The organism is Citrobacter sp. CK206, from assembly GCF_030333125.1.
Classification (GTDB): Bacteria; Pseudomonadota; Gammaproteobacteria; order Enterobacterales; family Enterobacteriaceae; genus Citrobacter_B; species Citrobacter_B koseri.
Genome location: NZ_JAOWGM010000030.1, coordinates 266,572 through 287,413 on the forward strand (window position 1 = coordinate 266,572; position 20,842 = coordinate 287,413).

Consider the following 20,842-nt stretch of genomic DNA (forward strand, 5'->3'; position numbering starts at 1 on the left):
ATTCAGTCCCTGGTTGCCAGCCACAGCGGGTTTTGCAGATCCTCAAGGTAATTCGGCAACATGCGGCTGCCGCCGTCCTGGTCGGGCCAGGTCAGTTTTACCGGGTTCAGCACTACGCGAATAATTTGTGGCTTGAAGAGTGAGAAAAGCGCAAAGCGCGCTGACATTTGTGGATGTTCCTGCATGTAATCACTCAACACTGCTGCCAGCAGTTGATAAAAACGCCTCTCCGGTACGCCAAGGCGAGCCATCAGCGGCGAAACAAAGCGCAGAACCGTCACGAAGTGGCCGGTCTGCAAATCATGAATTAAGTAGTCGGCGCTCAGGCGAGCGGTGACGTCACGCACCTCCTGAGGCAGGGAGTCCATCTCCGGGAACGCATCTTTCACCAGCCGCATATCGCCCTGGAAGTCTTTCAACAGCACGCGCTGCGGTACGCCCTCTTTCATGGCGAGCGTTATATTTTGTCCGTGGGCGATAAGCGCGACGCCGTAGCGGCAAAGCAGGTGATACAGCGGAACCACTACCACCCGGAACAGCTGCGTGAGCCAGGTTTCAGCGTCCAGCCCGGAGCGGTCGATATATGCGCCTATCAGCGGCTGATTGTTTTCATCGCACTCCATCAGTGTCGCCATCAGAATCGGACTTTCGTCCGGCTTCAGCCAGCGACACGGATTCTCACGCCAGATAACGCCGAGCATCTCCTGGTAGCGGTAGGGGGCCTGGGCAAGCGCGGCATAGCCTTCATGGGACACATAGCCCGCCGCCGGTTCACCGAGGATCACCGCGCCGCTTTGCTTAAGCGTGGCGTCGGTCGCAAAAACCTGTTGCAGCCAGCGTGAGGCCAGCGGCCCGGCGGCGATGTATTTGCCCGGAATCCCCCGGTAGCAGGAGGTGTTGTAGATGGTCAGCGGCAGCTTGATATCCAGCCCGCCCTGGCGACTGGTGTTGGTCAGGGTGCGCAGCGACTGCTGGGCGAGCCACAAGTCGCCAAACTCGCCGAGAGAAACCATCCTGCCTTCGGCAAGATCGGCGATGAAGTCGAGGGCGATTTTTTGCTGCCACTGCCACGGATGTACCGGCAGTGGCAGCCAGTCGTTATCCAGCCCGTTTTCCTGCCAGACCTGATTGAAGCGGGCAAACTCCTGCGGGTCCATCGCGGCCGTCAACAACTGCTGAATATCCAGCTCGCTGTCGCAGCGCCAGACCATATGCTCACGTTTTACCGCCAGCCAGTGCAGTCTGAAGGTGTTGGCGTACTCTGGCGCATATCGCTCCAGCGCCTCTTTGCCCCAGCCCCGACGGCCTTTATTAAAAGCGAATTTAGGATGGCCGCTTAGCAGGCATTGCAGGCGGTCGGCATCAAGATCAATCAGGTCACTGGCGCTCAGCCCGCGACGTGCCTTCAGCAGTTGCAGGTCGCCCAGCAGCGTGGCATACAAATCCTGCATATGCTCAGCAACGGTGGCATCGCTCATCGACAGCACCGGCTTTAGCTGCATCAGTAGCGTTTGCGCCAGAACGGGCTCGTCCGCGCAGCGCAGCGTTTGAGCATCAATCCACAGCCAGCCCCAGATGCCGCGTTCAGCGCTGAAGCGCCATTGCGCGCCCGGCAGGTTAATGCAGTAGCGGCCATCGCCCTGAGATTCCGCGTGGAAAACCTGCTCATACTCCAGCTCGGCCAGCATTTTTGCCACCAGCTGGCGGTTAACAAAATCCCAATCCTTGTGATTCATTACAGACCGACCTCCGTGAAGAAGTTATGGCGATCCGCCATCACCATGCGCGAGCGCTTGTGCGGGAAGTCGAACTCTTTAATTGTCCGGTATCCCGCAGGCTCAAGGTGGCGGAACAGGCGCTGGTTATCGGCGCGTGGCTCAAGTACGGTGCGCTGCGTGCGGGGCTCATCCAGCAGCAGGTAATGCGTCAGCCCGCGCAGCCAGCTTTGCACGTAGTGGGCTCCGCGCCATTGCTGTTCACCAACCAGCAGATGCAGGCCACGGTCAAAGGGTTGCCACGAATAGTGGCGGCCAATGCGGTCTTCCGCCGCCCAGTAGATTTCGAAATAGCTAAACGGCCGATCGTCGAAGCAGCCGATCAGCGGGAACGCATGTTTACTGGTGAGTTGGCGCTCCAGATAGGCGGTCTGTACCTCCAGCGAGCCGCTTTGCTCCCAGAAATACTCAACGCGCGGATCGTTCATCCAGCGGGTGAAACGTTCTGCATCAAGAACGGGATCGGCAACGCGGAAACTCAGCGTCTTGCGAACGCGTGGATCGTAACGGCGATAAACCTCGCCCTGCGGACGGGGCGGGCGCAGCGGGAAATAAATCTCACGCTCTGCATCAAAAAACATTTCGCCGGAGGCCCAGTTTGCCGGAGAACTCAGCCATAGCGGTAACTGCCAGAAGGCGGCGCGATGGATGATGTCGCTTTTTACCTGCCCGAAAAGCGTCAGCGCCTGTGGCTCCTCGCGCCATTCGGCCCAGGGGAGAACCACCGCTGAAAGTTGCGGTGCGGCGATAAATATCTGATCCAGCGCGTCGCGCAGCCACCCTGTCGGCAGCGGCCCCGGCCAGCGCAGCACCGCGCTATTGTCCAGCCCCCAGCTAAGATTCAGAGGCTTGTCGAGTTTTTCACAGCGCAGTCCATATCCGCTGTGAACGATGTTTGCCTTAGACATTTAGCCCTCCTGAGCCAGCAGCGGGTTGGCGAAATCGAAGTAGATCACCGAGGGATCGACGATGGTGTTCTCGTTGTGGTCGTTCAGATAACAGAAAAAGTTACCTTTTACGTTCCAGTACGGATTTTCCAGCACGTAGTTGAGACAGGTTTTATGAGTCACCTGATCACGCACTTCAGCCAGCAAGGTTCGTACGCGAGCCATCAGATTCGCTTCACTGTCCAGCCCGGCGGCGCCCAGCGCGGCGGTCACGGCAAAAGTGGAGTTAACCAGCAGGTAATAAGGGAAGTAGCGCAGCAACTGCTCATGGGTGAAGACGTTTTCCGCCTGCGCTTCGCCAATGGTGTCGAGCCAGCCTGCCGCGTGAGGCATAAATGCGCTGCCCTGGCAGTCACGGTAGATAAGCCCGACCGGCAGATCCCCAAGCATCTGAACCAGAATATTTTGCTGATGTGCCAGCAGCACCAGGCCGTAATCCGCTTCAGCCGTAAACAGCGGCTTCAGCACCTGCTGACAGTAAGCATCGACCCATGCGTGGGCGGCCTGTTGCGCAGTGATGCCGAGGCGATCGCTCAGGCGTTTTACCGCCGCAACCAGCAGCGAATCACCGCCATCCGGTGCGGCCTGGGTCAGGGAGACCAGTACGTTAGTCTGGCTTTGCGGCTGATCCACCAGCAGGTTTTCACGCAGGGCAAACAGGCTTTCCTGCATGATGTTGCCGTGGAGATCGCGCAGCCCGGCCCAGCCGTCTTCCTGCATCACCCGGAAAGTCGGGAAGCGAGCCTGTAGCGTCTGCCAGTCGTCGGTTTGCGCCAGGCGCGCCAGGCGCATTCCACGCTTCACTTCTTTCACTGACAGGGTACGGACGGAGTTGGTCAGGCGCACGCTCAGGGAGAATTTGATCATGTCGCGGCTGGTGGCGCAGTAGAGCGAGCGGGAAGAGGTGGTCGGTAGCCACGGCGCGCCGGCCTCGCCTAAATCTTTAATCAGTCCTTTAGCGACAAGCTCCTGGCACCACTCCTGCTGCAACAGATACTCCCCCTGCCACGGGTGCAGTGGGAATAGCCATTGATTGTCGCTTAATTCATTGAGTAACTGCGGCGCATTCTCTGCGGCAAATCGCGTCAACCGCTGTTGCAGGTTGAGGTGCAGGCTTTCACCGGCGATCTGCGTTTTGTCCACCGCAAACCACCGCAGCGGGAAGTGGGGCGCGAAGTCCGGTAGGTAGCGTTCGGCCTCCTGCTGGTTAAACGGTTCATGAGACTTAGGCGCAGGGTGGAAGGCGTGCCCGACCAGCAGAGCCTGCTCCGCCTCGCCAAAGTTCAACGCTTTTTCACGCAGGGCTGCCCAGTCATGGCGGGCATCAATCGCCTGCTGCGTATGGGCGTGGCTTTCCATCACGCGCTGGTGGAAGGTTTCGCAACTGGTCGCGGGCAGCAAGAGTTGGTGCTGGAGCTTATCAACAATAAGCCGGGAGAGGGTGGCGAAATCGACGGGGTGACTGCCGGACGCTGTGACCAGACGCGCCGGAAATTCAAAGCGGTGATGCTGGGTTGGGGAAAAATAAGCCACTCTGAAATGGAGCGCCTGCTGTTCGCCCAGCGGGATGATCAATTCGGTTGGCTGGTATTCCGTCAGCCGCCAGTCTTTGGTTTCACGAACCAGGGAATTCAGGAAGCACTGCGCAGCCACATCCAGGGCTGACGTTTTAGTTGGCAAAGTCATAATCAAACAGATCCCACTCATTATGATAATGCGAATTTTGCCGATAAGGTTTCTCATTATCAATAACAATTGTTAGAATCGGTAAAATTAATTTTACAAATAAACACAATTAATACATGGAATTGCAACATCGTGACGTCTCTTGAGAGCGCGGAAACGCCGCAAAAACCATTGTCCTGCTGGCCGCTTGCGTTCAGCGCGGGGTTACTCGGTGTCGGGCAAAACGGCCTGCTGGTCGCGATCCCTGTACTGGTGATTCAGACAAACCTGAGCCTGTCGATTTGGGCGGCTTTGCTGATGCTTGGCTCAATGCTGTTCCTGCCGTCTTCCCCGTGGTGGGGAAAGCAAATTGCCCGTGTGGGCAGTAAGCCTGTGGTGCTGTGGGCACTGGGGGGATACGGCGCAAGCTTTACTCTGCTTGGGCTGGGAAGCATGCTGATGGCGACCGGCGCCGTAACAACAGCGGTGGGGCTGGGAATATTAATCATCGCGCGGATCGCCTACGGGCTTACCGTGTCGGCGATGGTGCCAGCCTGTCAGGTCTGGGCATTGCAGAGAGCAGGGGAAGGGAATCGTATGGTCGCTCTGGCAACCATTAGCTCCGGCTTGAGCTGCGGCAGACTATTCGGGCCGTTGTGCGCAGCGGCGATGCTGGCAATTCACCCTCTGGCGCCGATGGGGCTGCTGATGGCAGCGCCACTGCTGGCGCTGGTGATGCTGCTGCGGTTGCCTGGCACGCCACCGCAGCCCGCAGCGGAGCGCAAGAGCGCCAGCCTGAGGCTGGATTGCCTGCCTTATCTGCTTTGCGCGCTGTTATTAGCTGCGGCGGTGAGCATGATGCAGCTTGGTCTTTCACCCGCCCTTACTCGCCAGTTCGCCACGGATACCGCCGCCATTAGCCATCAGGTGGCGTGGCTGTTGGGGCTGGCCGCAGTCGCCGCGCTTATCGCACAGTTCGGGGTGCTCCGCCCGCAGCGCCTGACGCCGATGGCGCTGCTCTTGAGTGCCGGAGCGCTGATGATTTGTGGCCTGGCGATAATGCTCGCCGAACAGCTATGGTTGTTTTACCTCGGCTGTGCGGTGCTGTCGTTTGGGGCTGCTCTGGCAACACCCGCTTATCAGCTTTTACTGAATGATAAGCTGACAGACGGCGCAGGCGCGGGCTGGATCGCGACCAGCCACACGCTTGGCTATGGGCTTTGTGCATTGCTGGTGCCGCTGGTGTCGAAAACCGGCGCCGCAGCGGCGCTGATTGTGGCGGCTTTTTTCGTCGCTGTGTTATTTACCGTGGTGTCTGGCTTTATCTGGCGCAGCCGCTACCGTTCACGTCATTCCGCGATTTAAGCGTAAGGAAAAGTTATGGCTGGAGTTCAGGGCTACCGCCTGTTCAACGTTCAACTGGCGCGTAAGACGGAGGTTTCCCCTTCGCTGCTGAACCTGGTTTTCAGCGGGCAGGAGGTGGCGCAGATGAAATGCGACTCGCCGGATCAGCGCATTAAGATGTTGTTTCCGTCTGAAGACGGTACGCCGCCGTCGTTGCCTGCCGAAGGGCACTGGTACCAGCTTGTACTGGGGATGCCAAAAGAGAAGCGCCCGGTTATCCGCACCTATACGCTGCGACATGTCGATCCTGCTCGCCAGGAGGTCACCGTGGAATTTATCAATCATGGTACAGAGGGACCGGCTTCGGCATGGGCGATTAACGCCAGACCCGGCGACGCCATTCAGATGGTGGCGCCTGACGCGGCGTATGCTGAAGACAGCGGCGGCTATGAATGGACGCCTCCCCAGGGACTGCGGAATGCGTTAATCATTGCTGATGAGACGGCGCTCCCCGCCGCGCGCGGTATCCTTGAGATGCTGGCGAGACAGACCAATCCGCCACAGGTTCAGGCGTTCTTTGAAGTTCCTGAACAGGGCGACTGCGCGAATTTAAGCGAGTTTAAGTTCGCCGACATTTTTTGGTTGCCGCGTAACCCCGCAGCGGCGAAGCACGGTGAATGCCTGATTCAGGCCGTAAAAACGCATGCCAGAGTACCCGAAAGTCGCCATCCCGATACGGTGGATACGGTGAAAGAAGAAGCCGAAGGGGAGCTTCTCTGGGATAAGGCCACGACCAGCAGCACGGCGTTTTATGGGTGGGTGGCCGCAGAGTCCACCGTCGTCAAACTGCTGCGCCGCCATTTAATTGGCGAGCGTGGCGTTGAGCACAAAGCGATTAACTTTATGGCATATTGGTCTAAAGGGCGCGCGTGATAATAAAAAGCCCGCATCATGAAATTATTCCATTATGCGGGCTTAGTGCAGTATCTAATGAATATTAGAACTGGTAAACCAGACCGACGGCTACGATATCATCGGTTGCGATACCGTTGTCTGCGTAGAAGCTATCGTCTTCATCCAGCAGGTTGATTTTATAATCAACATAGGTGGACATATTTTTGTTGAAGTAATAGGTCATACCTACATCAACATATTTCACCAGATCTTTATCGGTGTAACGCCAGTTGCCGTGTCTTACTTCCTGACCACCTAAGTCTTTGCCTTTAGATTGCAGGTAGGCAATAGACGGGCGCAGACCGAAATCAAACTGATACTGTGCAACAACTTCAAAGTTCTGCGTTTTGTTGGCGATACCGCCATTAAGTTCGCTGTCGCCATTGCCATAGTAAGTCATATTACGGGTTTCAGCGTACATGGCGGCGAGATAAACATTGTAGGCGTCGTATTTAGCACCAACGGTCCAGGCTTCAGCTTTATCGCCACCAGCATAGTTATTACGCTGGTTCATGCCGTCACCGTAACCACGAGCAACCTGAGCATCGGTACGATCGGAATTGGCGTATGCCGCACCCAGGCTTAAACCGAAGTCGAAGTCGTAGGAGGTGGACATACCGAAGCCGTCGCCGTTTTCTTTAGCCAGCTTGCGACCTGCGCTATTGCCGGAACCTTCCTGACCAAAACCGGTGCCTTCATTATTACCCTGATACTGGAGCGCAAAGTTCAGACCATCAACCAGACCAAAGAAGCCGTTATTACGGTAGGTTGCTACGCCGTTAGTACGGCCTAACATATAAACGTCAGTCTGAGTGTAAGTATCGCCGCCGAATTCTGGCAGCATATCGGTCCAGGCTTCTACGTCGTAAACCACGCCGTAGTTACGACCGTAATCGAAAGTACCGTTTTGACCAAAACCTAAACCAGCGAAGCCGAGACGAGTCCAGGAGTCACCTTTATCACCTTCAGTACCGTTGGCCTGAATGTTGTATTCCCACTGACCGTAACCGGTTAACTGCTCGGCAATTTGCGTTTCGCCTTTAAAACCCAGACGGGCATAGGACATGTCGCCGTCGCTACCTGCATCGTCAGAGAAATAACGCAGGCCATCAACTTTACCGTACAGGTCCAGTTTATTGCCGTCTTTATTATACACTTCAGCCGCATTTGCAGCGCCTGCAATTAATAGAGCAGGGACAAGCATCGCCAGAACTTTTCTTTTCATTATGTATTCCCTATAATAATAATTGATATGAATAAGTGATCGAATCCTGAAGATCACTGTTGAATACTATTCCAGGAAGTTCATTCTTTTTTAAATATTACATGTAACAAATGTATTTAAAATATTTCTAATTATTTCCTTGGGTGTGATTATAAATAATTTAATATGTATTTATTGCTTTATATTTAACTGTATTATGTTTTTCTTTTAATAAATTATGATTTGCGTTTTTGGAATTTATTTTGTGAATGTTTTATCGTAATTAACGCTATTTTAACGTCGTTCGGATTTTCTTTTTATTCCATTTATTGCCTTCGTTAACTTGTCTGATACCTCCTCCCGTAATCATTGAGCGTGAAGACAAGGCGGAATATTGCTAATGTTGCTTTCTGATTCAGAGGAGGCAGCGTGGATTTACACTACTGGCAATCGCAGTTCGAAGCGTGGTTGGGCAAAAATCACCACGAGCAGGATAGCGCCCATGACATTTTTCATTTTCGTCGCGTCTGGGGAACGGCACAAAAGCTGTCGACGGATGAGGATGTTGACTGGCTTGTTGTGCTGACCGCGTGTTATTTCCACGATATCGTCAGCCTGCCGAAAAATCATCCCGATCGCTATCGTTCATCCGTGCTGGCCGCTGACGCGGCACGTCGCATATTAATGAACGATTTCCCTGCGTATCCTGAAGCGAAATTAGCGGCAGTCAGTCATGCGATTGAGGCGCACAGTTTTAGCGCCCACATTGCGCCAATGACCAGCGAGGCGAAGATTGTGCAGGATGCCGACCGGCTTGAAGCACTGGGCGCAATCGGTCTGGCGCGCGTGTTTGCCGTTTCCGGCGGGCTGGGCGTTTCGCTATTTGATGCTGAAGATCCCTTCGCGCAACGTCGCCCGCTTAACGATAAGCAATTCGCCCTCGACCATTTTCAGACAAAACTTCTGACCTTGCCGCAAACCATGCAAACCGCGCGGGGAAAGCTGCTGGCAGAGCATAACGCCGACTTCCTGGTGACCTGGATGGCGAAGCTAAGCGCGGAGCTAAGGGGGGAGTACGACTCGTTGGATCAGACGGTAATTCAGGCTTTTAGCTGCGATAAGTAGCAACCATACCCAAAACGTAAACGCGTTCATTTTGTGTTAACCTGTCGAATATCAATTTCGCCGGTTAAATGTATGCAGGAAAATCTTTCAGTAACAGGTTTCCAGGATCTGATGACGGACAATGCCGGGGCTGCCGTACAGGCGCTGCTGGGCAAACTGCTGGAAATCTATGATGTGAAAACGCTGGTGGCGCATCTGAATGGCGTTGGGGAGAACCACTGGAGCCCGGCTATTTTTAAACGCGTCGTGGCGAACGCAACGGCGTGGCATCGTCTGAGCGAGAGCGAATATACGCACCTCAGGACATTGTTGCCAACGCCTCCGGCACACCATCCGCATTATGCCTTTCGTTTTGTCGATCTCTTCGCCGGGATCGGCGGAATTCGCCGTGGCTTTGAAGCGATAGGCGGGCAGTGCGTGTTTACCAGCGAATGGAATAAACACGCGGTACGCACCTATAAAGCCAATTATTACTGCGATCCGCAACGGCATCATTTCAATGAAGATATTCGCGATATTACTCTGAGCCACCGCGACGGCGTGAGCGATAGCGAAGCGGCGGAGCATATTCGCCAGCACATACCGGAGCACGATGTTCTACTGGCCGGTTTTCCCTGCCAGCCATTCTCTCTGGCAGGGGTATCAAAGAAAAACGCGATGGGACGGGCGCATGGTTTCGCCTGTGATACGCAGGGGACGCTCTTTTTCGATGTCGTGCGGGTCATTGACGCCCGACGCCCGGCGATTTTTGTGCTCGAAAACGTCAAAAACCTGAAAAGCCACGACCAGGGAAAAACGTTTCGCATCATTATGCAAACGCTTGACGAACTGGGGTATGACGTCGCCGATGCTGCGGATAATGGGCCGGACGACCCGAAAATTATTGATGGCCGCCATTTTTTACCCCAGCATCGGGAGAGGATTGTGCTGGTGGGGTTCCGCCGCGATCTTAATCTGAAAACCGATTTTACGCTGCGGGATATTGCCACACGCTATCCGCAGCAGCGCATCACGCTGGCGGAGCTGCTTGAACCGGCGGTTGAAGCGAGATATGTGCTGACGCCGGTATTGTGGAAGTATTTGTACCGCTACGCGAAAAAGCATCAGGCCCGGGGTAACGGTTTTGGCTATGGGATGGTCTATCCTGCGAATCCCGGCAGCGTAACGCGCACATTGTCGGCGCGTTACTATAAAGATGGCGCGGAGATACTGATTGACCGTGGCTGGGATATGGCCGCAGGAGAGGCGAATTTCGACGATCCGGTGAATCAGCAGCACCGTCCACGCCGGTTAACGCCCAGAGAGTGCGCGCGGTTAATGGGATTTGAATCGCCGCAGGAATATCAGTTCCGCATTCCCGTTTCAGACACCCAGGCCTACCGTCAGTTTGGTAACTCCGTCGTGGTTCCGGCATTTGCCGCAGTAGCAAAACTGCTGGAGTCGAGAATTAAACAGGCTGTTACATTGCGCCAGAAAGAGAGCCAGCATGGCGGACGTACACGATAAGGCGACGCGCAGCAAGAATATGCGGGCGATAGCCACGCGCGATACGGCGATAGAAAAACGCCTTGCCGCTCTGTTGCAGGAGCAGGGGATGGCGTTTCATGTGCAGGACGCCACGTTGCCCGGACGCCCGGATTTTGTCGTGGATGAGTATCGCTGCGTTATCTTCACGCACGGCTGTTTCTGGCATCATCATGACTGCCACCTGTTCAAAGTTCCCGCCACGCGTACCGAGTTCTGGCTGAACAAAATCGGTAAAAATGTGGAGCGCGATCGGCGAGACATGCTGAGGCTTCGCGAGCTTGGCTGGCGTGTGCTGATTGTCTGGGAGTGTGCTTTGCGTGGCCGGTTGAAACTCAGCGACGCCGCACTGGCGGAACGGCTTGAGGAGTGGATCTGCGGCGGTGGCCCCACCGCGCAGATCGACACGCAGGGTATTCATTTACTGGAGTGATTTTTCCGATTCACTCACTGCAGTCGCGGGTCTGGCGGGAAACAAATATTTCCCCAGCGTCACCAGGACGACAGCGAAAACAATTACCCCTAATGCCAGCCACTCGACGGAAGAAAGGCTTTCTCCCCCCAGACCTGTTCCCAGTAACACCGCCACTACCGGGTTGACGTAAGCGTAACTGGTCGCCAGCGCCGGGCTGACATTACGGATCAAATACATATAGGCGTTAATGGCGATAATGGAACCGAATAGCGCCAGATAACCTACCGCCATGAAGCCGGAGAGCGTCGGCATCGTCGTCAGCTTTTCCCCGGCGATAAAGGAAGCGAACATCAGCACAACACCGGCAGCCAGCATTTCAATCGCTCCGGCCATCATGCCTGTCGGCAACGCGATGCGGGCGCCGAACACGGAGCCGAATGCCCAGCTCATCGAGCCAATCAGGATCAACAGCGCGCCCCAGGGGTTGCCGCTCAAATTTCCGCCACTATTGAGCATGATGATCCCCGCCAGGCCGATGGCGATGCCTGTCCACTCCAGTTTTCGCGTTTTAATGCCAAAGAAATGGCTGAAGCACAGCGTGAATAATGGAACCGTCGCGACCACCACGGCGGCGATGCCGGACGGTACATCCTGATGTTCCGCTACGGTAACCAGACCGTTCCCCACCGCCAGCAGCAGAATGCCAATCAGCGCGGCATTGAGCAATTGACGCAAAGGGGGCAGTTTGTGCCCGCGAAGAAGTAAGAATGTTGTTAACAAAATCCCCGCAGACAGAAAACGGACGCCCGCCATCATCAGCGGCGGCCAACTCTCAACGCCAATACGAATAACGAAGTACGTGGAACCCCAAATGATATACAGCGCGAAGAGTGCGCTAAAAAGTGGTAGTAACTGCCTGAAACGCATAATCCCTCACGGCGGAAATAAAAAGGTGCAACATAGTAAACGTCAAAACTATCGCGCTGGCGAGCGTTATAATTGCACTCTTTTGTTAAATTTTTGTTGACGATTGCTACCCGTTTCGGCATTACGTTTTTTACTTCATACTTACCTCTTCAAAAGAAAAATATTGAGGGATTTATTTTGGCAGGAAGTAGTTTGCTGACGTTGCTCGATGATATCGCCACGCTGTTGGATGATATCTCGATGATGGGAAAACTGGCCGCGAAAAAAACGGCAGGCGTATTGGGTGATGACCTGTCGCTAAACGCGCAGCAGGTGACGGGCGTGCGGGCGAACCGCGAACTGCCGGTCGTCTGGAGCGTGGCGAAAGGGTCGTTGATCAACAAGGTCATCCTGGTGCCTCTGGCGCTGCTGATCAGCGCTTTTATCCCGTGGGCGATTACACCGTTGTTGATGATTGGAGGCGCTTTTCTCTGTTTTGAAGGCGTAGAGAAAGTTTTACACACGCTTGAGGCCCGAAAGCACAAAGAGAGCCCGGAGGCGCGTCAGCAGCGTCTGGCCGCGATCGCCGCACAAGATCCTCTCACGTTTGAGAAGGAGAAAGTGAAAGGGGCTGTGCGCACCGACTTTATCCTTTCTGCGGAGATCGTCGCGATTACGCTGGGAATTGTCGCGGATGCGCCGTTGCTCAATCAGGTTCTGGTGTTGTCCGGTATCGCGCTGGTGGTGACGATTGGCGTTTATGGTCTGGTGGGATTCATCGTAAAACTGGACGATATGGGGTACTGGCTGGCGGAAAAACGCAGCGTACTGGCTCAGGCGGTGGGCAAAGGGCTACTGGTTACGGCGCCCTGGCTTATGAAGGCGCTGTCCATTGTCGGCACACTCGCGATGTTCCTGGTGGGGGGCGGGATCGTGGTGCACGGCATCGCGCCATTACACCACGCGATCGAACATTTTGCTCAGCAGCAGAATGGTCTTATTGCGCTCACGCTTCCCATGTTGATTAATCTGGTGCTCGGTTTCATCATCGGCAGCGTGGTGGTAGGGCTGGTAAAAACTGTTGCCAACGTTCGCGGTGGTTCGCACTAATTTATGCCTCGCCGGATTATGCAAAAAAGGCCATCGTCGTCTAAGGTGAAAAAGTTTCACTGGATACAGGAGGCAGGTATGGTCTTTTTTGTCAGTGAGGAAGTTATCGCAAAAGAAGGTGGTCCACGCATGATCGTAACCGGTTATTCCAGCGGCATGGTGGAGTGCCGTTGGTATGACGGTTTTGGCGTCAAACGGGAAGCATTCCACGAGAATGAACTTATGCCCGGTGATGGCAGGCGGTTGCGGGAAGATGTCTGATAAAGGAACGCCCGGTTAATGCCGGGCGTTTTGTTACCCCAGAAAATAGCCGTTGAGTCGCGACACATAGTTCAGGAATAAAAGTAGGGAGCCGTCAGGTGCCGCATGAAACAACGCCAGGAAACTGGAGCTGGCTGAGAACGTTAGCACGACGCTTTGGGCCAGGCCATGTCGTAAATATCTGTTTTCTGGTTGTGATGATTTGTTCAACATTGCTGACCTGGCGTGAAGTGGTCGTGCTGGAGTCGGCATACCGGGCCAGTCAACGTAACCATCTGGAAAACGTCGCTAATGTGCTGGACAGACAGCTGCAATTCAGCGTGGATAAACTCTTGTTTCTGCGCAACGGTATGTACGAAGCGCTGGTCACGCCGCTCGATTTTGCCGACCTGCACGATGCGGTGGCGCAATTTGCGCAACTGCGCGGCAAAAGTTTCTGGCAACTGGAGCTAGACAGACGGCGAACGTTACCGCTTAACGGCGTCTCTGACGCGTTTGTTAACCGTACAACGCTTCTCTCGCGGGATAACGATGCGCTGGCAAACGAGTTAAGCGCCGCGTTGGAACTGGGGTATTTGTTACGGCTGGCGCATTCTTCTACCATGCTGGCGCAGCGGACAATGTATGTTTCGCGTTCAGGCTTTTATGTCTCAACTGAACCCACAACCAATGGCGGCGACATTATGTCCCGCTATTACCAGTATGTGATCCAACCCTGGTTCAGCGGGCAATCCCAACGACAAAATTCAGCGCGCGGCGTGCGCTGGTTTAGCTCGCCGGTGCCGGGCGGTGAAGTGCAACAAAAAGTCACCGTGAGCCTGTCGCTGGATAACGAAAGACACTGGTATGGCGTGCTGGCAATGGATATTCCCGTGTCATCCATGAAGCGTTTCCTGGAGGATGCGGTCGAAAAAGATTCCGAAGGGGAGTACCAGCTCTACGACTATCAGCTCAGGCTACTGGCGACCTCAACGCCGGAAAAGCGTCAGGTTAATACCTTTGATGACCTTGAACTGGCGTTGCTCGCGAATGACATCGAACATGATACGCATGGCGGTATCCGTATGGGCAGCCGCTATATCAGTTGGGAAAGGCTGGATCATTTCGATGGCGTGCTTTTGCGTGTTCATACCCTGAGAGAAGGCGTGCAGGGGGCTTTTGGCAGTATCAGTATTGCGCTTGGTCTCCTGTGGGCGCTTTTCACGATGATGTTGCTCATCTCATGGGTTGTTATCCGCAAGATGGTCAGCAATATGTTTGTGCTGCAAAGTTCCCTGCAATGGCAGGCCTGGCACGATCCTTTGACGCGGCTGTATAACCGTGGCGCATTGTTTGAGAGGGCGCGCGTACTGATACAGCGCTGCCACGAGCAGCGACAGCCGTTTTCCGTTATTCAGATCGATTTGGATCACTTTAAGAGCGTCAATGACCGTTTCGGCCATCAGGCGGGAGATCGGGTGCTCTCCCATGCCGCCGGGCTTATTAGCGGCACAATACGTTCGCATGACCTTGCCGGGCGCGTAGGCGGCGAAGAGTTCTGTATTGTCTTACCGGGGACGACGCTGGTGCAGGCAGCACAGATCGCAGAGCGGATACGCCAGCGCGTGAACGACAAAGAAATCCTGATCGCAAAAGGCACGACTCTGCGCATTAGTGCATCGCTGGGCGTAAGCGGGGCGCAGGAGAACGGAGACTACGATTTTGAACAGTTGCAGTCGCTGGCGGATCGCCGGTTGTATCTGGCAAAACAGGCCGGGCGCAATCAGGTTTGTGTCCGTGACGACCATCCCGCGCCGTCGCCTGATACACGCTGAACCATTAGCTGTATTAATCATTTCTGCGAGAAATATTTGCTTGTCATACAAAAAAATTGCAGATAAGGTAAAACGCACATCAGATTTTCTGGTGTAACGAATTTTCAAGTGCTTCTTGCATAAGCAAGTTTGATCCCGGCTCTGCGAGCCGGGATTTTTTTCACCCCAGATCAGCGATTGATTTCCGTGACGCTAAAATCATGAATATCGAGTTCAAACGCATCCGCTAATTCATGCCATGTATGATAATCGCGGCCATCCACACTGACTTTCTCAGGATCATCAGCGCTGCGATGAATTTCGCTCTCGCTGATTTCATTGATCGCCGCGAGCAGGGCGTCAACATCAACGCTGACTTCGCGCTTGGCCGTTTCGCTGTACTCTTTCGCGGTTTTCATCTTCAGTACCTCATTTAACCGTGGCATCTGTAAGTATAGACCGTTGAGAAAACCAGCAATCACGCGCGGCAGACGCTGCCAGAAAAAGGAATTTGTTCTACACTGGCACAAAGCCACAGGAGGATAATTGATGAAGGTGAATGATCGGGTAACAGTCAAAACAGACGGCGGCCCTCGTCGGCCAGGCGTGGTATTGGCGGTTGAAGAGTTTAGTGAAGGTACGATGTACCTGGTTTCGCTGGAAGACTACCCGCTCGGTATCTGGTTCTTCAATGAGTCAGGCCATCAGGATGGGATCTTTGTGGAAAAAACAGAGTAATGTGATTTTCGTCGCTTTTACCCTGACTGGTGGAATATCCACCAGTCAGGGGGCCTCATCGCATGTTAACAAAAATTCCGTTTGTCACGTTATCCGTCAGCCGCACGACATGATAGATAACCTGTTTATTATGCGTTTTTATCTTCCGTTTAATATTCCCTTTGTGGGATGACACCGTCTTTGCCTTGATATTCATTTGATCTGAAATCTGTATTGTTCCCTGTCCATCCATCCACATTCGCAACATACTGGATTCAGTACGGCTTAAAGATAACGTAGGTAAATTTACTACTCCTACAATATCCGTCTCTTTTTTCAGAATATCGCCAAGAATATCATCCAGAGAATCGGGCTTAATTGATTTTGAACTAATCAATAAGTTTTTTCTTACTAATAAGTATTCATCAAAATGCACATTAGCAATTGCCATAAAAACAATAAATAACGTGTTGGGATGCTGATTAATGATCTGCTTTATTTGCTGACTGTTAGATGGATCATGGATGAAACAGTCCTCATTAATAAACACCACAGAAGGCTGCTGTGAGTCACAAGCGATGGCGAGTTCGTCAACGGTCTCAATGTCGTTGATTTCCCTTTTTTTCACCCCTCTGCTTACCAGATACCCGGTCAAACCTAGCCGGGTGTAACTGCATAAATCCATAATAATCGTTGACATGGCATACCCTCACTCAATGCGTAACGATAATTCCCCTTACCTGAATATCTCATCACAACCCAACGGAACAATAATAGTGACCTAAGATGACGCTTTCGCTGTTTTCAGGCGAACTTACTATCCCGTAAAGTTACGTATAATTTGCCAGGAATCTTCTCAAAGTAAAGTAAATGTTATGTTATGTGAGTAAGGTAAAAACAAATAAAGCGCAGCAGATATATCCTGGTAGATGTTTTTAGATTTTAAATTTAGGAAAATCCTTAGTAAGACAGGATAAAAATTATGGGTTATTGGTTGTCGGCATTTCGCTAACGATATCAGCAAGCAAATTGAAAATTTCACCGAATAAGTGTTCACAGAAAGGGGCAATTAATGGCATGAGCGCGGTTATTAACAAAATGCCGACGGATAAGGTTAGCGGGAAGCCAATAACAAATACGGATAACTGCGGAGCCATACGGTTTAATAGCCCGAGCGACAGGTTGAGTGTGAGCAGTAACGTAATGACCGGCAAGGCTAACATGAGTCCGTTGAGGAAGATCAGTCCGCCTGCCCGGGCAAGCGCCAGAAACGCATTGCTGTTGACCGGGTCGCCGCCGATAGGCAGCGTATGGAAGGTGTCTACCAGCAGCGAGATCAGCCACAGATGGCCGTTAAACGTAAGAAACAGCAGCATAGCGAGCATGTCGAGGATTCTGGCGAGTACCGGCATATTGAGGCGGCTGCCCGGGTCAACAAACGTGGCAAAAGAGAGACCCATTTGCAGACCGATGAATTCCCCCGCCGTACGCACCGCAGCAAAGGCAAACTGCATGGTAAACCCTAGCGCAATGCCGATCATGATTTGCTGCATGGCGAGCCATAAGGCTTCGGTGGAAAAAACAGGCACATTATTCGCCGGGAGTGAAGGGGCGATAATGAGAGTGATCATAAACCCCAGCCCCAGCTTTACCCGTTTGGGAACCGTGCGTTCACTGAGGATCGGCGCGGTAGAGATCAGCGCCAGTACACGTAACAGCGGCCAGAAGTAGAGGTTAAGCCAGTATAACCATTGATCGCTTGTGACCTGCAACATCGCGTCTTATCCGATGATATACGGCAAGTTACTGAACAGCGTACGCACGTAATCCAGCAGCAGGTTAAGCATCCAGGGGCCCGCCACAATAATCGCCGTAAATACCGCCACAATTTTCGGGATAAATGACAGCGTCATTTCGTTGATCTGGGTGGCGGCCTGTAAAATACTGATGATAAGGCCGGTAAACAGCGCAACCAGCAGCAGAGGCGCGGCAAGCGCAAGCGCGACCTTCATTGCCTCCGTGCCTATCATCATGACCGATTCGGGTGTCATTTCGCGCCTCTAACTGTAAAAACTTTGGGCAAGAGAGCCAACGAGCAACTGCCAGCCGTCGACCAGGACAAAAAGCATAAGCTTAAACGGCAGCGCAATGGTGGCCGGCGGCACCATCATCATCCCGAGCGCCATCAACACGCTGGCGATAACCAGATCGATAATCAGGAAGGGGATGAAAATCGTAAAACCGATCTGAAAAGCGGTTTTTAACTCGCTGGTGACGTAGGCCGGGAGCAAAATTCGCATCGGCACGGCTTCCGGCCCCTGTAGCGGGCCGCTGTTTGCCAGACGCGCGAACAGGCCCAGGTCAGCCTCACGGGTCTGCCGCAGCATAAACTCCCGTAGCGGCTGAGCGCCTTTTTCCAGCGCTTCCTGCATGGAAATCTTCTCTTCGCTGAAAGGCTGCCAGGCATCCACATAAATTTTGTCGATAACCGGAGACATAATAAAAAACGTCAAGAACAGCGCCAGCCCGAGAAGCACCTGGTTTGGCGGCGCAGAGGGCGTTCCCAGCGCGTTTCGCAGCAAGCCGAAGACGATAATGATGCGGGTAAAGCTGGTCATCATCAGCAAAATGGCGGGCAGGAACGTCAGTGACGTAATAAAGACCAGCGTCTGTACCGGCAGGGACCAGCTTTGCCCGCCGCCGGGTAGCGGTTGGCTGACCAGTCCGGGTAATTGTGCGAACGCGGCAGGGCTGATAAACCACAAAGCCATCAGCGTGAGGGATAACAAACGGCGCATCAGGATCTCCCGGAACGCTTCAACAAACTCTTCATCATGGCCTGGAAATCCGCAGGGGCGGCCGGTTTTTCTTCTGCAACGACAGGCGCAGGGGGGAGGGTATGCAGCACATTGACTTGCGTGGCCGTGACGCCCAGTACCAGCCGAGCGTCTTCAACATCGACAATGACCACGCGCTCACGCGGGCCCAGCGAGGTGCTGGCTGACACTTTCAACCCTCGCGTACCGGCGCCTTTGGGCGCAAAACCCAGGCGTTTAATGACCCAGGCTGCGACCAGAATCAACACGATGATCCCAAACAGCGCGCCGCTCACCTGAACTAACGGCGAGCCTGATACGGCAGAGGGCTGTGAAACGGTAGCCTGGGTTTTCATGCTTAACGGCTCAGACGACGCATACGTTCAGACGGCGTGATGATATCCGTGATGCGCACGCCGTATTTATCGGCGACCACCACGACTTCACCCTGGGCAATCAGGTAGCCGTTAATCAGAATATCCAACGGCTCGCCTGCCAGTCCGTCCAGTGCGACCACCGAACCCTGCGTCAGGCGCAGCAGCTCTTTGATGGTCATGCGCGTGCGACCCAGCTCCACGGTCAGCTTGACCGGAATATCCATGATTAAATCGATATCCTGTAGGTTTCCACTGACGTCGCCGCCGCCCAACTGCTGGAAGACGGCATCGGCCGCGCTTTTGCTGGTCGTTGTTTTTTGCTCGTTTAACGCGTCAGCCCACAGATCGTCCAATGCGCCGGTATTCTCATCGGACGGATTATTCATGTCACTCATTTGGGCTGTTCCTCATTCAGCGAATTCAAAATCGGGTTGATCAAATGCTCTACGCGCAACGCATACTGACCGTTCACGGTGCCATACTGGCTGGTCAGTACAGGTACGCCGTCCACATGAGCAATAATGCGGTCGGGTTTTTCAATCGGCAGCACGTCGCCGGGTTTCAGCTTTAATATCTGGGAAAGGCGCAGCGGGATGTCCGCAAAGTTCGCCACCAGCTCCAGCTCTGAATGCTGAACCTGACGCACCAGATTGTCGCGCCAGTTCTGATCTTCATGACGCGAGTTTTCCAGCGGCGGGTTCACCAACAGCTCCCGCAGCGGCTCAATCATGCTGAAAGGCAGGCAGATGTTGAACTCGCCTGTCAGGTTGCCAATTTCGACGTGGAACGGCGTGTTCACCACAATGTCGTTCGGAGAGGTGGTGATATTGGTGAATTTCACCTGCATCTCAGAGCGAACGTACTCCACTTCCAGCGGGTTGATCGCTTTCCACGCGTCGCTGTAGCTTTCAAGCGCCAGCTTCAGCATGCGGTTGATAACGCGCTGTTCGGTATGCGTAAACTCACGACCTTCCACTTTGGTCGGAAAACGCCCGTCGCCGCCAAACAGGTTATCCACGGCGATAAACACCAGACTCGGCGAGAACACCACCAGACCCGTACCGCGCAGCGGCTTCAGATGGATCAGGTTCAGGTTGGTCGGTACGGGTAAATTACGCGCAAATTCGTGATATGGCTGAATGCGGATCGCGCCCACGGTAATATCCGGGCTGCGACGCAGCAGGTTAAACAGCCCCATACGGAATTGACGCGCGAAACGTTCGTTAATGATCTCCAGCGCCTGTAGGCGCTCGCGCACCACGCGACGCTGTGTATTGGGATCATAAGGACGAATATCATTGTCGCCCACGCCGCCAGGGGTGGGTTCGTCTTTGGCCTCGCTGTCGCCGTTGAGCAGCGCATCGATTTCAGCCTGAGAAAGAATACTATCGCCCATGTCTTTACCGCAGAATGAAAGCTGTATAAAGAACGTCGGTGACTTCCTGTTTCGGTTGTCCAGCAACGAGCGGAGTAGAGAGCGTTTCTTTGATTGCCGCGATCAGCGTCTGCTTCCCGGCTTCCGTCGAAAGCACAGTGGCATCCTGACGCGAAAACAGCAGCAACAGACGGCTGCGCACTTCTGGCAGGTATTCGCTCAGACGCGCGCGCGTCACTTCGTCCTTCAGGCGCAGCGTAATCCCGATATACAGCACGCGATCGGCATCGCCCAGATTGACGGTAAACGTATCCAGCGCGAAAAATACGGGCGCTGGCGGCGGTGGCGGGGCCGCGCTAGCGCTGGCGGTCGGGTGCTCCTGCATCCGCCAGTAGCTATAGCCAGCGGTTGCGCAGGCGGCAAGAGTAATCAACACCAGCAAAGGGATCCAAATTGAGCGTTTGCTCTTTCTGTTAATCGCGGAGTCAGTCATCAGATACGGGCTTCCTGTTTCGGTACAGCTTATTGGCTGAT

The 20,842-nt window shown here is 54.0% G+C and carries 23 protein-coding genes; 9 read left to right on the top strand and 14 right to left on the bottom strand.

What is annotated here, in order from left to right:
• Positions 1-2 precede the first annotated feature (2 nt).
• The 3 genes from iucC to iucA are packed head-to-tail and all read right to left on the bottom strand — an operon-like array spanning position 3 to position 4,408.
• Positions 3-1,736, bottom strand: a complete 1,734-nt coding sequence (iucC, locus tag OGX81_RS18515) for an NIS family aerobactin synthetase IucC (protein ID WP_104868517.1) — start codon at positions 1,734-1,736, stop codon at positions 3-5.
• Positions 1,736-2,683, bottom strand: coding sequence for a N(6)-hydroxylysine O-acetyltransferase IucB (gene iucB, locus OGX81_RS18520; RefSeq protein WP_104868518.1), 948 nt, complete (start codon positions 2,681-2,683; stop codon positions 1,736-1,738). The genes iucC and iucB overlap by 1 nt, the downstream gene beginning before the upstream one ends.
• A complete protein-coding gene (gene iucA, locus OGX81_RS18525; protein ID WP_024130228.1) occupies positions 2,684-4,408 on the bottom strand; it encodes an aerobactin synthase IucA in 1,725 nt (574 codons plus the stop codon).
• Between the two features lie 132 nt (positions 4,409-4,540).
• Here iucA and OGX81_RS18530 point away from each other — a divergent pair, with 132 nt between their 5' ends.
• Both OGX81_RS18530 and OGX81_RS18535 read left to right on the top strand, forming a co-directional pair.
• Positions 4,541-5,752: an MFS transporter gene (locus OGX81_RS18530; RefSeq protein ID WP_012131880.1), complete on the top strand. Its 1,212-nt coding sequence runs from the start codon at positions 4,541-4,543 to the stop codon at positions 5,750-5,752.
• A 15-nt stretch (positions 5,753-5,767) separates the two neighbouring features.
• Positions 5,768-6,664 (top strand): siderophore-interacting protein, encoded by an 897-nt coding sequence (locus OGX81_RS18535; protein ID WP_012131882.1) that lies wholly within the window; start codon positions 5,768-5,770, stop codon positions 6,662-6,664.
• A gap of 64 nt (positions 6,665-6,728) precedes the next feature.
• Here the strand turns inward: OGX81_RS18535 and ompC are convergent, their stop codons facing one another.
• A complete protein-coding gene (ompC, locus tag OGX81_RS18540) occupies positions 6,729-7,910 on the bottom strand; it encodes a porin OmpC (protein WP_012131883.1) in 1,182 nt (393 codons plus the stop codon).
• 408 nt (positions 7,911-8,318) lie between these two features.
• On the opposite strand from ompC, the gene OGX81_RS18545 reads away from it, so the two are divergent.
• From OGX81_RS18545 to OGX81_RS18555, 3 genes are all read left to right on the top strand, one after another.
• Complete coding sequence (locus OGX81_RS18545) at positions 8,319-9,014, top strand: phosphohydrolase (protein ID WP_012131884.1); 696 nt, start codon at positions 8,319-8,321, stop codon at positions 9,012-9,014.
• Positions 9,015-9,086: 72 nt separating this feature from the next.
• A complete protein-coding gene (locus tag OGX81_RS18550; protein ID WP_012131885.1) occupies positions 9,087-10,520 on the top strand; it encodes a DNA cytosine methyltransferase in 1,434 nt (477 codons plus the stop codon).
• Complete coding sequence (locus tag OGX81_RS18555; protein ID WP_012131886.1) at positions 10,501-10,971, top strand: very short patch repair endonuclease; 471 nt, start codon at positions 10,501-10,503, stop codon at positions 10,969-10,971. Before OGX81_RS18550 ends, OGX81_RS18555 begins: the two co-directional genes overlap by 20 nt.
• Here OGX81_RS18555 and yedA read toward each other — a convergent pair.
• On the bottom strand, positions 10,960-11,880 hold the full coding sequence (gene yedA, locus OGX81_RS18560; RefSeq protein WP_012131887.1) for a drug/metabolite exporter YedA: 921 nt from the start codon (positions 11,878-11,880) through the stop codon (positions 10,960-10,962). The genes OGX81_RS18555 and yedA overlap by 12 nt on opposite strands.
• Positions 11,881-12,057: 177 nt before the next feature.
• Here yedA and OGX81_RS18565 point away from each other — a divergent pair, with 177 nt between their 5' ends.
• From OGX81_RS18565 to dgcQ, 3 genes are all read left to right on the top strand, one after another.
• The gene (locus OGX81_RS18565) at positions 12,058-12,969 is read left to right on the top strand and encodes a DUF808 domain-containing protein (protein ID WP_024130229.1); all 912 of its coding nucleotides are present in this window, start codon (positions 12,058-12,060) and stop codon (positions 12,967-12,969) included.
• Between the two features lie 78 nt (positions 12,970-13,047).
• A complete protein-coding gene (locus tag OGX81_RS18570) occupies positions 13,048-13,230 on the top strand; it encodes a YodC family protein (protein WP_024130230.1) in 183 nt (60 codons plus the stop codon).
• Positions 13,231-13,328: 98 nt separating this feature from the next.
• Positions 13,329-15,044: a cellulose biosynthesis regulator diguanylate cyclase DgcQ gene (dgcQ, locus tag OGX81_RS18575; RefSeq protein WP_024130231.1), complete on the top strand. Its 1,716-nt coding sequence runs from the start codon at positions 13,329-13,331 to the stop codon at positions 15,042-15,044.
• Positions 15,045-15,214: 170 nt separating this feature from the next.
• On the opposite strand, the gene yodD is transcribed toward dgcQ, so the two are convergent.
• Entirely contained in the window at positions 15,215-15,442 is a 228-nt protein-coding gene (gene yodD / locus OGX81_RS18580; RefSeq protein ID WP_024130232.1) for a YodD family peroxide/acid resistance protein, read from the bottom strand.
• 130 nt (positions 15,443-15,572) lie between these two features.
• Between yodD and dsrB the strand changes: the two genes are divergently transcribed.
• On the top strand, positions 15,573-15,761 hold the full coding sequence (gene dsrB / locus OGX81_RS18585; RefSeq protein ID WP_012131894.1) for a protein DsrB: 189 nt from the start codon (positions 15,573-15,575) through the stop codon (positions 15,759-15,761).
• Between the two features lie 55 nt (positions 15,762-15,816).
• Here dsrB and rcsA read toward each other — a convergent pair whose 3' ends face one another.
• The 8 genes from rcsA to fliL form a co-directional block, all read right to left on the bottom strand.
• On the bottom strand, positions 15,817-16,440 hold the full coding sequence (rcsA, locus tag OGX81_RS18590) for a transcriptional regulator RcsA (protein ID WP_047462896.1): 624 nt from the start codon (positions 16,438-16,440) through the stop codon (positions 15,817-15,819).
• A gap of 280 nt (positions 16,441-16,720) precedes the next feature.
• A complete protein-coding gene (gene fliR / locus OGX81_RS18595; protein WP_012131896.1) occupies positions 16,721-17,515 on the bottom strand; it encodes a flagellar biosynthetic protein FliR in 795 nt (264 codons plus the stop codon).
• Between the two features lie 6 nt (positions 17,516-17,521).
• Positions 17,522-17,791 carry a flagellar biosynthesis protein FliQ gene (fliQ, locus tag OGX81_RS18600; protein WP_012131897.1) on the bottom strand — a complete coding sequence of 90 codons (270 nt, stop codon included), beginning with the start codon at positions 17,789-17,791 and terminating at the stop codon, positions 17,522-17,524.
• A 9-nt stretch (positions 17,792-17,800) separates the two neighbouring features.
• A complete protein-coding gene (gene fliP, locus OGX81_RS18605; RefSeq protein WP_012131898.1) occupies positions 17,801-18,538 on the bottom strand; it encodes a flagellar type III secretion system pore protein FliP in 738 nt (245 codons plus the stop codon).
• Entirely contained in the window at positions 18,538-18,912 is a 375-nt protein-coding gene (gene fliO, locus OGX81_RS18610) for a flagellar biosynthetic protein FliO (RefSeq protein ID WP_012131899.1), read from the bottom strand. The genes fliP and fliO overlap by 1 nt, the downstream gene beginning before the upstream one ends.
• A gap of 2 nt (positions 18,913-18,914) precedes the next feature.
• Positions 18,915-19,328 carry a flagellar motor switch protein FliN gene (gene fliN, locus OGX81_RS18615; RefSeq protein WP_012131900.1) on the bottom strand — a complete coding sequence of 138 codons (414 nt, stop codon included), beginning with the start codon at positions 19,326-19,328 and terminating at the stop codon, positions 18,915-18,917.
• A complete protein-coding gene (gene fliM / locus OGX81_RS18620) occupies positions 19,325-20,329 on the bottom strand; it encodes a flagellar motor switch protein FliM (protein WP_012131901.1) in 1,005 nt (334 codons plus the stop codon). Before fliM ends, fliN begins: the two co-directional genes overlap by 4 nt.
• Before the next feature lie 4 nt (positions 20,330-20,333).
• Complete coding sequence (fliL, locus tag OGX81_RS18625) at positions 20,334-20,801, bottom strand: flagellar basal body-associated protein FliL (RefSeq protein WP_104868519.1); 468 nt, start codon at positions 20,799-20,801, stop codon at positions 20,334-20,336.
• Positions 20,802-20,842 lie beyond the last annotated feature (41 nt).

Bases quoted from the DNA above. Each gene is read 5' to 3' on its own strand.
- iucC (WP_104868517.1), bottom strand. From the start codon at position 1,736: ATGAATCACAAGGATTGGGATTTTGTTAACCGCCAGCTGGTGGCAAAA.
- iucB (WP_104868518.1), bottom strand. From the start codon at position 2,683: ATGTCTAAGGCAAACATCGTTCACAGCGGATATGGACTGCGCTGTGAA.
- iucA (WP_024130228.1), bottom strand. From the start codon at position 4,408: ATGACTTTGCCAACTAAAACGTCAGCCCTGGATGTGGCTGCGCAGTGC.
- OGX81_RS18535 (WP_012131882.1), top strand. From the start codon at position 5,768: ATGGCTGGAGTTCAGGGCTACCGCCTGTTCAACGTTCAACTGGCGCGT.
- ompC (WP_012131883.1), bottom strand. From the start codon at position 7,910: ATGAAAAGAAAAGTTCTGGCGATGCTTGTCCCTGCTCTATTAATTGCA.
- OGX81_RS18550 (WP_012131885.1), top strand. From the start codon at position 9,087: ATGCAGGAAAATCTTTCAGTAACAGGTTTCCAGGATCTGATGACGGAC.
- OGX81_RS18555 (WP_012131886.1), top strand. From the start codon at position 10,501: ATGGCGGACGTACACGATAAGGCGACGCGCAGCAAGAATATGCGGGCG.
- yedA (WP_012131887.1), bottom strand. From the start codon at position 11,880: ATGCGTTTCAGGCAGTTACTACCACTTTTTAGCGCACTCTTCGCGCTG.
- OGX81_RS18570 (WP_024130230.1), top strand. From the start codon at position 13,048: ATGGTCTTTTTTGTCAGTGAGGAAGTTATCGCAAAAGAAGGTGGTCCA.
- yodD (WP_024130232.1), bottom strand. From the start codon at position 15,442: ATGAAAACCGCGAAAGAGTACAGCGAAACGGCCAAGCGCGAAGTCAGC.
- dsrB (WP_012131894.1), top strand. From the start codon at position 15,573: ATGAAGGTGAATGATCGGGTAACAGTCAAAACAGACGGCGGCCCTCGT.
- rcsA (WP_047462896.1), bottom strand. From the start codon at position 16,440: ATGTCAACGATTATTATGGATTTATGCAGTTACACCCGGCTAGGTTTG.
- fliR (WP_012131896.1), bottom strand. From the start codon at position 17,515: ATGTTGCAGGTCACAAGCGATCAATGGTTATACTGGCTTAACCTCTAC.
- fliQ (WP_012131897.1), bottom strand. From the start codon at position 17,791: ATGACACCCGAATCGGTCATGATGATAGGCACGGAGGCAATGAAGGTC.
- fliP (WP_012131898.1), bottom strand. From the start codon at position 18,538: ATGCGCCGTTTGTTATCCCTCACGCTGATGGCTTTGTGGTTTATCAGC.
- fliO (WP_012131899.1), bottom strand. From the start codon at position 18,912: ATGAAAACCCAGGCTACCGTTTCACAGCCCTCTGCCGTATCAGGCTCG.
- fliN (WP_012131900.1), bottom strand. From the start codon at position 19,328: ATGAGTGACATGAATAATCCGTCCGATGAGAATACCGGCGCATTGGAC.
- fliM (WP_012131901.1), bottom strand. From the start codon at position 20,329: ATGGGCGATAGTATTCTTTCTCAGGCTGAAATCGATGCGCTGCTCAAC.
- fliL (WP_104868519.1), bottom strand. From the start codon at position 20,801: ATGACTGACTCCGCGATTAACAGAAAGAGCAAACGCTCAATTTGGATC.